Origin of the sequence: Aeromonas sp. SER, assembly GCF_038739615.1 — a bacterium.
GTDB classification, from domain to species: domain Bacteria; phylum Pseudomonadota; class Gammaproteobacteria; order Enterobacterales; family Aeromonadaceae; genus Aeromonas; species Aeromonas jandaei.
Window position 1 is genome coordinate 408539 of the sequence record NZ_JBCGFC010000003.1, and the last position, 13032, is coordinate 421570.

The following is a 13032-nucleotide window of genomic DNA, read 5'->3' on the forward strand; positions in this document are numbered from 1 at the left end:
CACCGAGGTGGCCCTTCTGTCATTGTGCGCCCGGCTCGTTTGCCGTGATCGCGACCCCACGGCGCGACATCAGGCTGTAGTAGAGCAGCGGGATCACCACCAGGGTGAGCAGGGTGGAGACCAGGATCCCGAAAATCAGGCTGATGGCCAGTCCGTTGAAGATGGGATCATCGAGGATAAACAGAGCCCCGATCATCGCCGCCAGCGCCGTCAGCATGATGGGTTTGGCCCGCACCTGCGCCGCTTCGATCACTGCCTGCTCGAACACCACTCCGGCGCTGCGCTGCTGCTCGATAAAGTCCACCAGCAGGATGCTGTTGCGTACGATGATCCCGGCCAGGGCGATCATCCCTATCATCGAGGTGGCGGTAAACTGGGCTCCCAGCAGGGCGTGGCCCGGCATCACCCCTATGATGGTGAGCGGAATGGGGGCCATGATGATGAGTGGCACCAGATAGGAGCGGAACTGGGCCACCACCAGCAGGTAGATGAGGATCATCCCCACCCCGTAAGCAATCCCCATATCGCGGAAGGTCTCGTAGGTGATCTTCCACTCACCGTCCCACAACAGCGCCACCTCCCCCAGCTTGTCGGGCTGCTGCACGTAATATTGGGGCAGGTCGATATCGGCACCGGCGGCAAACATGCCGTAGAGCGGGCTGTCGGTATGGCCCCCCATGTCGGCAACCACCATCACCATGGGCTGCATGTTCTTGTGCATGATATAGCTGGGGGCCGCCTCATCACGGCGATTCACCAGCTCGGAGACCCGCACCAGCTGGCCGCTCTGGCTGCGCACCTTGAGGGCCAGTACGCCCGCCAGATCCCGTTTGTCACCGGGAGCCAGTTCTATGCGGATCGGCACCGGATACTTAGCGCCGTGCCCCTGCAGCCAGCTGGCATCCTGATAACCCACCCCGCCATTGAGGGTGTTCACCAGATCCCCGAGATCGACCCCGAGCAGGGCCGCCTTGCTGCGATCCACCTCCAGCCGCCACTTGGGCTGCGGGTCGGTCAGATAGATATCCACGTCCACCAGATCCGCCGTGGCCACAAAACGTGCCTGTACGGCGCGGGCAGCGGCTTCGCGAGTGGCCTGCGTCGGGCCATACACTTCCGCGACAATGGGTGACCAGACAGGCGGTCCCGGGGGCACCTCCACCACCTTGAGATTGCCCCCTGCCGCGCTGGCGATGGCCTGCAAGGGCGCACGCACCGACCGGGCAATCTCGTGACTGCTGCGATCCCGTTCATGCTTGTCCACCAGATTGACCTGAATATCCCCCACGTTGGCGCCGCTGCGGATAAAGTAGTGACGCACCAGCCCGTTGAAATTGATGGGGGCGGCGGTGCCGGCGTAGATCTGGTAATCCTTCACCTCCTCCACCTTGGCAAGCTCTCGCCCGACCGCCAGCAGGGTGCGCTCGGTCTGCTCCAGGGTCGCCCCCTCCGGCATATCGAGCACCAGCTGAAATTCCGACTTGTTGTCGAAGGGGAGCATCTTGAGCACTACCCACTGCACCATGGGCATGGCGGCGGCCGCCCCGACTAGCAGCAACACCGCCAGCCAGAGTTTGCGTCTGGCACGCTTGGCGCCATCACCGATCAGGAAAGGGGTCATCAGCCGGTGAAAGAGGCCAGCCTTGGCCTCGCCGTGAGCACCGTGCACCTCATCCTTGAGCAAATGGCTCGCCAGCCAGGGGGAGAAGATAAAGGCCACCAGCAGGGAGATAAGCATCCCCATGCTGGCATTGATGGGGATGGGGCTCATGTAGGGGCCCATCAGGCCGCTGACAAAGGCCATCGGCAGCAGGGCCGCGATGACGGTCAGGGTCGCCAGTATGGTCGGCCCGCCCACCTCGTCCACCGCCCCTGGAATAAGATCCTTGAGGGAACCCTTGCCCAAACCGCGATGGCGGTGGATGTTCTCCACCACCACGATGGCATCATCCACCAAAATGCCGATGGAGAAGATCAGCGCAAACAGCGACACCCGGTTGAGGGTAAAGCCCCACGCCCAGCTGGCAAACAGGGTCAGCGCCAGGGTGATGACGATGGCCACCCCCACCACCAGCGCCTCGCGCCACCCCATGCTCACCAGCACCAACAGCACCACCGCCGTGGTGGCAAAAATCAGCTTGCCGATGAGGGTGTTGGATTTGTTCTCGGCGGTGACGCCGTAGTCCCGGGTCACCGTCACCTCGACCCCGGCCGGAATAAGCCGATTCTTGAGACTCTCGACCCGCGCCTCCACCCGCTTGGCCACCTCGACCGCGTTCTGGCCCGGCTGCTTGCCGATGGCCAGGGTCACCGCCGGATAACTGGCCTGCCCCTGCCCCATCCAACTGCGTTTGGTCGGAGTCTCCTGACCCAGAGAGACCTTGGCCACATCCCCCAGATAGACCGGCTTGCCGTCGTGCAGCCCCACCACCAGTTCGCGGGCCTCCTGCTCGCTTTGCAGGAACTGCCCCACCTGGACCTTGATCTCCCGGTTATCTTGCTCGATAGTCTGTGTCGTGCCTACCTGATTGGCGGCCGCAAGTCGCTGGCTCAGCTCGCCCCAGCTGATGCCGTGGGCGCTGAGGGCCGCCGGATCCGGCATCACCCGCAAAACGGCGCTCTGGCCGCCCAGCGTGTAGATATCGCGGGTACCGGGAATGCGCTTGAGTTCGGTCTCCAGCTCATGGGCAACCCGGGTCAGCTCGGGTGCCCCCAGTTGCTTGCTCCCCTCTTTGCTCCAATCTTTGCTCCATAAGGTCAGACTGACGATGGGGACATCGTCGATCCCCCGGGGTTTCACCAGCGGCTGACCGACTCCGATCCCTTGTGGCAACCAGTCACGGTTGGAGTCGAGCTGGTTGTTGAGATCGACGATGGCCTGCTCGCGACTCACCCCCACCTTGAACACCACCACCAGCAGGGCGCCATCGGGTTGGGAAAAAGAGTAGAGGGTATCAATCCCCTGTATCTGGGAGACCACCTGCTCGGCAGGGGTAGTAACGAGGGATTCCACCTCTGCCGGAGTGGCTCCCGGGAAAGGGATATAGACATCGGCGAAGGTGACATCGATCTGCGGCTCCTCCTCCTTGGGGGTCACCAGCACAGCAAACAGGCCGAGCAACAGCCCCACCAGCGCCAGCAGCGGAGTGATGGCCGAGCCCTGAAACAGCGCCGCCAGCCGACCGGCAGGCCCCATCCTCTCCTTGCTGCCGTTCAGCTCGCTACTCATGGGCCACCTCCTGATGCTGCGCCCAGCCATCGGGGGCCAGCTTGTCACCGGCTTGCAGCCCGGCCAGGATCTCGCACTGCCCTTCAAAGCAATGGCCTACCCGCACCGGCGTCAGGGCCCAGCCAGCGGGCTGCTGCAGATAGACGCCGTTGAACTCCCCTTGCCGCAGCAGAGCGCGATCCGGTACTTGCAGCACCTGACGCTCACCCTGTTTGAGCTGCACCTTGAGCCACATGCCGGGCAATACCCCGGCGGTTTGCGGCGGCAAGTCGAGGCGCAACCTGAAGGCGTGGCTCTGGCTGTCGGCATAGTTGAAGCGGATCAGTTTGACCGGGATAACGGCCCTGCCATCCGGCAGCAGCACCAGCACATCCGCTGGCTGACTGGCGAGTGCGATCACAGATTGGGGCAGGTCTACATCCACCCGCAGCTCATCAAGGGAAAAGCCGGAGAGCAACGGGGTACCGGGGGCAACTGTCTCCCCCAGCTCCACCAACCGCTTGGTCACCACCCCGGCGTAAGGGGCCAGAATGCGGGTATAACCGTAAGCCTCGCGGGCCTGAGTGAGGGCCGCATCGGCCGCATTGACCTCGGCGCGGGCGGCGCGATCAGTCGCCTGGGCACTGTCGAGCTGGGCGCGGGTGATCACCCCCTTTGCAATCAGCGCCTGAAAGCGGGCAAGCTGGCGCTCTGCCTCCACCTGCTGGGCCTTGGCTCTGGCAAGCCGCGCCTCGGCACCGGAAACGGCGGCAAACTGCTCCTTGCCGCTGATCTCGAGCAGCGGTTGCCCCGCCTGCACCTGATCGTTCACATCCACCAGCATGCGGGAGACCCGGCCGCTGGTCTGGGCCGCCACCGTCCCCTGATTGATGGCACTGACAGTGCCATCCAGCGTCAGCCAGTCGGTCACCTGACGGGGAACCAGAGTCAGGGTGGCATCACCATTCGCCTCGGCAGACCATGTCATCGGAGATACAAGAGCGGAGGTCACAGCCAGCATGGCGGCCCCCAGCAAGCGGATCTGTTCCATGATATTTCTCCTTCCCCGACACTAGGGGCAATCCATTCAGGCAGAGCGGGGGTGGCAGCGCTTCTCCCGCACCTTCACCAAGACCCGATCAACAAGCAAAATCCCGGCCACCATGGCCGCAATAAACAACAGTATCATGGGCTGGCCACTGGAAATGAGACTCAAGGCTGGCCCCGGGCAGATGCCCACCAATCCCCAGCCGATGCCAAACAGCGCGGCCCCACCGATCAGACGACGATCCAGCCGAGGGGCCGGTACGGCGGCGATGGGCTCACCCAACACACTCTGACGACGGGGTTTCACCAGCAGAAAATAACCCGGCATAAAGACCAGCAGGGCGCCCCCCATCACGAAGGCGAGGCTGGGATCCCAGGCCCCAGCCAGATCGAGAAAACCGGTGACCCGGGCGGGATCCACCATGCCGGAGATGGCCATCCCCAGTCCAAACAGCAGGCCCGCAAACAAACTTGTCAGCAATTTCATGGCGATCAGCCCCTTACAACAGATGATGAGTGACAAAGACGGTGATAAAGCCAGCCGCCATAAAGGTGAGAGTGGCGACTATGGAGCGCAGGGAGAGCCGCCCCATGCCGCAGATGCCGTGGCCACTGGTGCAGCCATTGCCGACACGGGTACCGATGCCAACCAGCAGACCGGCCAGCAACACTACCGGCCAACCGGGCAAGGTGGTGAATGCAGGCATGCTGGCCCAACCCAGAGTCAGAGCCAACCAAGCGCCCGCCCCCAGTCCCAGTAAGAAGAACAGGCGCCAGGGCGCTTTGCGTTGCAGTGCACCGGCCAGAATACCGCTGATCCCGGCAACCCGGCCGTTGAACAACATCAGGATCAGAGCCGACAGCCCTGCCAGCATGCCGCCGCCCAAAGAGAGCAGCCATTGGCTTTCCATCATCAAGATTCCTTATTTTCTGAGTGACAAAAATGGGTTTGCAGTGCCCCCAGCACATCAGCGGCAGCCTCGCTCACCAGCGAGTAGTAGATCTGCTGGGAAACCTTGCGCGAACGGATCAGGCCGTAGCGCTTCAATACCGACAGTTGCTGGGAGAAGGCCGACTGCCCCAGCTGGCTATGGGCCAGCAGCTCCCCGACCCCCTTCTCCCCCTCCACCAGCTGGCAGAGCACCATCAGGCGTTCAGGGTGAGCCAACGCCTTGAGCAGGGAGGCGGCGGCTGTCGCATGTCTGTTCATCTCGTCGAATTGGCTCATAGAAGTAAATTAGCAATTGCTGATATTTGTTCTATTGTATAAAACAACACTAAATTAGCAACATCTAAAATAGATAGGGAGAAAGGCTATGACAGTAGATAACGGAGTCAGAATCGTCGCGGGTTGCATGTTGCTGCTCTCTTTGATCCTTACCACCTGGGTTCATCCGGGTTTTGTCTGGTTGAGCGTGTTTATCGGGGTCAACCTGATCCAGAGCGCCTTCACCGGTTTCTGCCCGGCAGCGATGATCCTCAAAAGGATGGGATTGAAATAACCGGGTCGGATGACCCAGCTCACATGAGCGTGTAATAAACGCAGGAGGCTGAACATGGCAACGGTAATCGTCATAGGCGCGGGTCTGGGGGGCATGTCCGCCGCCTACGAACTCAAGGCCGAACTGGGCAAGCAGCATGAGGTGATCCTCATCAACGACAAGCCGGACTTTGAATTCACCCCATCCAATCCGTGGATTGCCGTCCAGTGGCGGGAGCGCAAGGAGACCTCGATCCCCATCGAACCCCATGTGAAGAAAAAGGGAATCCACTTTATTCATGCGGCCTTGACAGGATTGCAACCTGGCGAACAGCAGATTGCCCTCTCCGATGGCCAGACCCTGCGTTACGACTTTCTGGTGCTCTGCACCGGCCCGGCGCTCGCCTTTGACGAAGTACCGGGGGCAGGCCCCGAATCGGGCGGCACCGCCAGCGTCTGCACCCTCTCCCACGCCGAAGAGTGCCGTCACAGCGTCAGCTCACTGGTCGATGAGCCCGGCTCGGTGATTGTCGGCGCCATGCCGGGGGCCTCCTGCTTTGGCCCGGCCTACGAGTACGCCTTCATCCTCGATCGCCACCTGCGCGACAAAAAGGTGAGAAAAAATGTGCCCATGACCTTTGTCACCAGCGAGCCCTACATCGGCCATCTGGGTCTGAACGGCGTAGGCGACTCCAAGGGAATGCTGGAGAGCGAATTGCGGATGCGCGATGTGCAGTGGATCTGCAATGCCCGCACCGTGGCAGCAAAGGATGGCAAGATGACGGTGGAGGAGCTGGACGATGAGGGCAACATCAAGCGCACCCACACTCTGCCCTACAAACACGCCATGATGCTGCCCGCCTTTGTCGGCATTGCGCCGCTGCGAGGCATCGAGGGGCTGGTCAATCCCCGCGGTTTTGTCATCGTCGACGAACACCAGCGCAATCCCGCCTTCCCGCAGATTTACGCCGCCGGGGTCTGCATCGCCATCCCGCCCCAGCATAAAACCCCGGTGCCAACCGGCGTACCGAAGACTGGCTACATGATTGAGGCGATGGTTCGCACCCTTAGCCACAACATCAAGGCGGAGCTCAGTGGCCAGCCGCCGGTGACCAAGGCGGTGTGGAATGCCATCTGTCTGGCGGACATGGGGGACACCGGCGCCGCCTTCGTCGCCATGCCGCAGATCCCGCCGCGCAACGTCGCCTGGTTCAAGAAGGGGAAGTGGGTCCATCTGGCCAAGATCGCCTTCGAGAAATACTTCCTGCACAAAATGCAGGTGGGCGATACCGAGCCCATCTATGAAAAACTGATGCTCAAATACCTTGGCATCGACAAGACGGAGTAAGCCGCAAAGGGCGGCCCTGCCAACCTCGCAGGGCCGTCAAGCGGTCGCGGCGAAGTGAGAGCTCAAATTTGTTTCAGGATGTTTCCGCCACTGGCTCGGGGTTTACCCTCTGCGTCAGCTCGGCTATCATTCGAGCCTCTTATCAATAGCGGAGACCATCAGTGGGCAACTCATCAAGTGACAGTTGTAGACCGGCCCTGTCAGCCGGTACCAAGGTCGCGAGCTAGCCGCAGGTCTTTCTCTGCCGCATGCTCGCAACCCTGCGAGAAGCGGAAATCCACTCCCCTCTTCTCTTTTTACACTTGACGTCTGGCGACCATTGGCCAAAAGCCGTGGCCGTCATGCCTGCATAGTTTCTGCTTCCCACAAGGAGGCTGCTATGCGTTTTGTATCAACCAAGTCCGTTGCCAACCCGATGATGGCAACACAGGCTCATCCCCTGCTGAGCAAGCTGGGTCGTGGCTGGCTGCCACTCTGGCTGCGCGGCAAACAGCGCCAACACCATTATCGGTTACAGATCCGCTGCGAGGATCGCGCCGATATGGAGCAGGTGCTGGAGATGGTGAACCACACCCTGCAACCCGCCGGCCTGCAGCCCATGCAGTCGATGCGGCCGGGACGCAGCGGGGGCCGGGAGCTGGTGCTCAATGTGCACTGCACCCCGCCCCAGCGCCGCTATCTGGTGCAGTTTGTCCATCAGGTGGGCGTTGCACATCCGGTGCGCTGGGAGTTGCGGCCACGCAGTGATGGCAATCCCCAGCTCAACTGAGCCAACCCGTTAACCTCGGGGCTTGCCAGCCCCGTTCAATCCGAGTGAAAAAGTGCCTGCTTCTCCGTGCAAACGGGAGAGGCAGGCCCATTTGACGTGCGTGCTCATCCCCTTTGTGATGGCCTTCACCACGCGCGTCCGCTCATCTGCCCGGGTTATGCCAGCACTATCTGGCAGCCCGCTCATCCCGAAGGCCATCGGCAACCAAGAAGGAACAGGCCATGAAAATGTGGCAACAACTTGATCTGATCTCCCTGATCGATACCCTCGCCAGCCTGCTGCTGGCCTTCGTGCTGGGGGCGCTGGTCGGGCTGGAGCGCCAGTACCGCCAGCGTACAGCCGGCCTGCGTACCAACGTGCTGGTCGCCGTTGGCGCCGCGCTGTTTGTCAATCTGGCCCAGCGTATCTATGACCTCCATGGCGGCAGTTACAGCGTGGTCCACGTGGTGGCCTATATCGTCTCCGGCATCGGTTTTCTCGGCGCCGGTGTCATCATGCGCGAGTCGGGCAATATCCGCGGCATCAACACCGCCGCCACCCTCTGGGGAGTGGCCGCCGTCGGTGCCGCCTGTGGTGCCGGGCTCGCCATCGAGGCGATTCTGGGCGCCCTGTTCGTGCTCGCCGCCAATACCCTGCTGCGGCCGCTGGTCAATCAGATCAACCGGCGTCCGGTGGACAATCTCGACACCGAGGTGACCTACAAGGTGACGGCGCTCACTCCACGCGAGCACCAGAAAGAGGTGCTGCACTGGCTGGAGGAGATGCTAGAGCAGGCCAACTACCCCCTGAGCGAGCTCGATATCGAGCCCTTTGGCGAGCGGGATCTGGAGATTTCGGCGGTGCTGCTCGCCACCTCCATCGATGGCGACGAGCTCGATGCCCTGATGGGCAAACTGGGTATTCATCCCCATATCAAGCAGGTGTTCTGGCGCGCCAGCACCACGGATTGACCACAAAAGACCAAAAAAAGAGCCGACACAAGGCCGGCTCTGTTGATTCGGGTGGCTGAAATCAGCTGGTCAGATCGTCAAAGAAGCGTTTCACCCCTTCGAAGAAGCCTTCCGATTTCGGCTTGTGGGTCTTGGCAGCGGCACCGCTGAACGACTCGTCCAGCTGGCGCAGCAGCTCTTTCTGCTGCTCGGTGAGGTTGACCGGGGTCTCGATCACTACCTTGCACATCAGATCCCCTACCTGACCGGAGCGCACTGACTTCACGCCCTTGCCACGCATGCGGAACATCTTGCCGGTCTGGGTCTCCGGAGTGACCTTGAGCTTGACCCGGCCATCCAGGGTCGGCACTTCGATCTCGCCGCCCAAAGCCGCAGCGGTGAAGCTGATGGGCACTTCGCAGTAGAGGTTGTTGCCGTCACGCACGAAGATCTCGTGCTCTTTGACGTGCACCTGTACGTAGAGATCCCCTGCCGGAGCCCCCGCTTCACCCGCTTCCCCTTCACCGGAGAGGCGGATGCGATCGCCGGTATCGACACCTGCCGGGATCTTGACCGACAGGGTCTTGGTGCGCTGGTAGCGACCTTCACCGTGGCACTTGCGGCACGGGTCCTTGATGATCTTGCCGCGACCGTGACAGTGCGGACACGCCTGCTGCACCGCGAAGAAGCCCTGACGCATCTGAACCTGGCCGGAGCCGTGGCAGGTCGGGCAGGTCTGGGCGCTGCTGCCGGTATGGGCACCGGAGCCGTTACAGACTTCACAGTGAACCAGGGTCGGCACCTTGATCTCCTTGGAGACCCCGCGTACCGCCTCTTCCAGCGTCAGCTCCATGGTGTAGCGCAGGTCGGAACCACGAGCCGGGCCACGACGGGCACCGCCACGGCTGCCACCGAAGATGTCACCGAACACATCGCCAAAGATGTCGCCAAAGTCGGCACCACCGCCGAAACCTCCGTGGCCACCGCCACCCTGGCTCGGGTCGACACCGGCATGACCATACTGGTCATAACGGGCGCGCAGGTTGGCATCGGTCAGGATCTCGTAGGCTTCCTTGACCTCTTTGAACTTCTCTTCGGCACCGGCATCGCCCTGGTTGCGGTCAGGGTGATACTTCATGGCCAGACGCTTGTACGCCTTCTTGATCTCGCGCTCGTCGGCATCTTTCGATACCCCCAGCACCTCGTAGAAATCGCGCTTCGACATACTCATCCTGTGGTTACGCAGACGGGCGTTGGTCACCCAACGCCCGTGAATTCATAAACTAAACCGATGGGCGAAGCCTGCTTCGCCCATCTGGGTCGGGCTTACTTCTTGTCGTCTTTCACTTCTTCGAACTCGGCATCGACTACGTCGTCGTCAGCCTTGGCAGAAGAGGAGGACTGACCGGCGTCAGCACCGGCGGCACCTTGTGCCTGAGCCTGCTGCTGGGCAATCTCCATCAGCTTCTGGGACGCTTCCAGCAGAGCCTGCTGTTTGGCTTCGATGGCAGCCTTGTCGTCACCCTTGATGGCGGTTTCCAGCTCGCTCAGAGCGGCTTCGATCTTGGTCTTGTCGTCGGCAGGCAGGGCTTCACCGGCTTCGGTGATCTGCTTGCGTACGGAGTGGACCAGACCATCAGCCTGGTTGCGGGCATGCACCAGCTCTTCAAACTTCTTGTCCTCGGCCGCGTTGGCTTCGGCTTCGCGTACCATGCGCTCGATCTCGTCATCAGACAGACCAGAGGAAGCCTGGATGGTGATCTTCTGCTCTTTGTTGGTCTCTTTGTCTTTCGCAGAGACGTGCAGGATACCGTTGGCATCGATGTCGAAGGTCACTTCGATCTGTGGCAGACCGCGCGGTGCCGGACGGATGCCTTCCAGGTTGAACTGGCCCAGAGACTTGTTGTCGCTGGCGCGCTTGCGCTCACCCTGCAGCACGTGAATGGTCACGGCAGACTGGTTGTCTTCGGCAGTGGAGAACACCTGGGACTTCTTGGTCGGGATGGTGGTGTTCTTCTCGATCAGCGCAGTCATCACGCTGCCCATGGTTTCGATACCCAGAGAGAGCGGGGTAACGTCCAGCAGCAGTACGTCGGTCTTGTCACCGGACAGTACGGCACCCTGGATGGCAGCACCCATGGCCACGGCTTCGTCCGGGTTGACGTCTTTACGCGGCTCTTTGCCAAAGAACTCGGCAACGGTCTTCTGAACCAGCGGCATACGGGTCTGACCACCAACCAGGATCACGTCGTCGATCTCGCCAACTGCCAGACCGGAGTCTTTCAGGGCAACACGAACCGGCTCCAGAGAGTCCTTCACCATGTCTTCCACCAGGGATTCCAGCTTGGCGCGGGTCACCTTGATGTTCATGTGCTTCGGACCGGTGGCATCGGCAGTGATGTACGGCAGGTTGACGTCGGTCTGCTGGGCAGAAGAGAGCTCGATCTTGGCTTTCTCGGCGGCATCTTTCAGACGCTGCAGAGCCAGCTGGTCGTTGCGCAGGTCGATGCCCTGCTCACGCTTGAACTCATCTACCAGATAGTTGATGACGCGGTTGTCGAAGTCTTCACCACCCAGGTGGGTGTTACCATTGGTCGCCAGTACTTCGAAGGTGGTTTCGCCTTCAACTTCGTCGATCTCGATGATGGAGATATCGAAAGTACCGCCACCCAGGTCATATACGGCAACCTTGCGCTCGCCCTTGACCTTGTTCACACCGTAAGCGAAAGCAGCTGCAGTCGGTTCGTTGATGATGCGTTTTACATCCAGACCGGCGATGCGACCGGCATCCTTGGTAGCCTGACGCTGGGCGTCGTTGAAGTAGGCCGGAACAGTGATAACTGCTTCGGTTACCGGCTCGCCCAGGTAGTCTTCGGCGGTCTTCTTCATCTTTTTCAGCACTTCGGCAGAGATCTGCGGCGGTGCCATTTTCTTGCCCTTTACCTCAACCCAGGCGTCACCGTTGTCGGCCTTGGCGATGGCGTACGGCATGATTTTCAGGTCACGCTGTACTTCGTCATCTTCAAAACGACGGCCGATCAGACGCTTGATGGCGAACAGGGTGTTTTTCGGGTTGGTGATGGCCTGACGCTTGGCCGGCTGACCAACCAGGATCTCGCCATCATCGGCATAGGCAATGATGGACGGAGTAGTACGATCGCCTTCTGCGTTCTCGATCACGCGAGCAGTGTCGCCGTCCAGAATGGCAACGCAGGAGTTGGTAGTACCCAGGTCAATACCGATGATTTTACCCATTTGAGAAATCTCCAAATACTTTGAATAAACTGGCGAGGAACTCGCCTTAATGCGTTAACGGCTAGGTGGGGCCTGCCAATCTGGCTTTCAAGCTCCCGGCATCAAAATTTTTGTGCCGCCGTGGCCTTGCATCCTATATGGGGTCGCAAGCGGCCACTTCAAGCCCTGCCCCGCAAAAACCCCACCTTTTGTCGTGATCAGTCCATGACAGACCAGACAGATAAACAAAAAGCCCGCCAAGCGGCGGGCCTGGGCATCAAGTGCCGACTCAGTCGGCGGCCTTGGATACCATGACCATGGCCGGACGGATCACGCGACCGTTCAGCTCATAGCCTTTCTGCATCACGGCGATCACGGTGTTCGGCGCCACATCGGCACTCGGCACCATGCTCATCGCCTGATGGGCATTCGGATCAAACAGCTGGTTGGTCGGATCCAGCGCAACCAGACCGAACTTGGCCACACCGCTCTGCATGGATTTGAGGGTCAGCTCGACACCTTCCACCATCGGCTTGAGGGCATCGTTCTCCTTGTCGGCGAGCTCGATGGCGCGCTCCAGGTTGTCCAGCACCGGCAGCAGCTCGGCGGCGAACTTCTCCAGCGCGAACTTGTGCGCCTTCTCCACGTCCAGCTCGGTACGACGACGCAGATTCTCCATTTCGGCAGCGGTACGCAGGGCGCGTTCGCGCTCTTCCGCCGCCTTCTGGATGGCGGTCTCCAGCTGCTCTTCCAGTTCGGCGATACGGGCCTGCTCGGCTGTCACTTCACTGTCTACATCGGTCGGCTCGACTGGCTGGGCTTCCACTTGCTCCATCGCTTCAACCTTTTGCTCTTCGTGGTTCATGACATCTCCAGATTCCGGGGTTACTTACGAGGGCCTTGACGTCTGGCTGAGCGACCAGTGACATCAGACCGACTATGTTGGCGCTATTATGGGGATGGATCCCTGTCTTTCAAGGGGAAAAAGGCCAATCCGGGTCACTCAAACAGGACTAT

12 protein-coding genes are annotated in these 13032 nt (G+C 60.9%); 4 read left to right on the plus strand and 8 right to left on the minus strand.

Annotated features, from left to right (window positions below; genetic code table 11):
* Positions 1-19 precede the first annotated feature (19 nt).
* The 5 genes from AAHA41_RS06895 to AAHA41_RS06915 are packed head-to-tail and all read right to left on the minus strand — an operon-like array spanning position 20 to position 5483.
* Positions 20-3229, minus strand: coding sequence for an efflux RND transporter permease subunit (locus AAHA41_RS06895; protein WP_323068719.1), 3210 nt, complete (start codon positions 3227-3229; stop codon positions 20-22).
* A complete protein-coding gene (locus AAHA41_RS06900; protein WP_323068717.1) occupies positions 3222-4259 on the minus strand; it encodes an efflux RND transporter periplasmic adaptor subunit in 1038 nt (345 codons plus the stop codon). The genes AAHA41_RS06895 and AAHA41_RS06900 overlap by 8 nt, the downstream gene beginning before the upstream one ends.
* Positions 4260-4295: 36 nt before the next feature.
* The gene (locus tag AAHA41_RS06905) at positions 4296-4742 is read right to left on the minus strand and encodes a YeeE/YedE family protein (RefSeq protein ID WP_041208352.1); all 447 of its coding nucleotides are present in this window, start codon (positions 4740-4742) and stop codon (positions 4296-4298) included.
* Between the two features lie 13 nt (positions 4743-4755).
* The gene (locus AAHA41_RS06910) at positions 4756-5169 is read right to left on the minus strand and encodes a YeeE/YedE family protein (protein WP_058058005.1); all 414 of its coding nucleotides are present in this window, start codon (positions 5167-5169) and stop codon (positions 4756-4758) included.
* Positions 5169-5483: a metalloregulator ArsR/SmtB family transcription factor gene (locus AAHA41_RS06915; RefSeq protein WP_005338008.1), complete on the minus strand. Its 315-nt coding sequence runs from the start codon at positions 5481-5483 to the stop codon at positions 5169-5171. The genes AAHA41_RS06910 and AAHA41_RS06915 overlap by 1 nt, the downstream gene beginning before the upstream one ends.
* An 88-nt stretch (positions 5484-5571) precedes the next feature.
* Between AAHA41_RS06915 and AAHA41_RS06920 the strand changes: the two genes are divergently transcribed.
* From AAHA41_RS06920 to AAHA41_RS06935, 4 genes are all read left to right on the plus strand, one after another.
* A complete protein-coding gene (locus tag AAHA41_RS06920) occupies positions 5572-5757 on the plus strand; it encodes a DUF2892 domain-containing protein (RefSeq protein ID WP_139396418.1) in 186 nt (61 codons plus the stop codon).
* Positions 5758-5811: 54 nt separating this feature from the next.
* Positions 5812-7083 carry an FAD/NAD(P)-binding oxidoreductase gene (locus AAHA41_RS06925; protein ID WP_323068715.1) on the plus strand — a complete coding sequence of 424 codons (1272 nt, stop codon included), beginning with the start codon at positions 5812-5814 and terminating at the stop codon, positions 7081-7083.
* 379 nt (positions 7084-7462) lie between these two features.
* Complete coding sequence (locus AAHA41_RS06930; protein ID WP_042032493.1) at positions 7463-7852, plus strand: hypothetical protein; 390 nt, start codon at positions 7463-7465, stop codon at positions 7850-7852.
* Between the two features lie 221 nt (positions 7853-8073).
* Positions 8074-8802: an MgtC/SapB family protein gene (locus AAHA41_RS06935; protein ID WP_033113492.1), complete on the plus strand. Its 729-nt coding sequence runs from the start codon at positions 8074-8076 to the stop codon at positions 8800-8802.
* 61 nt (positions 8803-8863) lie between these two features.
* Here AAHA41_RS06935 and dnaJ read toward each other — a convergent pair whose 3' ends face one another.
* The 3 genes from dnaJ to grpE form a co-directional block, all read right to left on the minus strand.
* Complete coding sequence (gene dnaJ, locus AAHA41_RS06940) at positions 8864-10006, minus strand: molecular chaperone DnaJ (protein WP_323068713.1); 1143 nt, start codon at positions 10004-10006, stop codon at positions 8864-8866.
* A 101-nt stretch (positions 10007-10107) separates the two neighbouring features.
* The gene (gene dnaK, locus AAHA41_RS06945; protein ID WP_041208341.1) at positions 10108-12036 is read right to left on the minus strand and encodes a molecular chaperone DnaK; all 1929 of its coding nucleotides are present in this window, start codon (positions 12034-12036) and stop codon (positions 10108-10110) included.
* 268 nt (positions 12037-12304) lie between these two features.
* A complete protein-coding gene (grpE, locus tag AAHA41_RS06950) occupies positions 12305-12880 on the minus strand; it encodes a nucleotide exchange factor GrpE (protein ID WP_323068711.1) in 576 nt (191 codons plus the stop codon).
* Positions 12881-13032 lie beyond the last annotated feature (152 nt).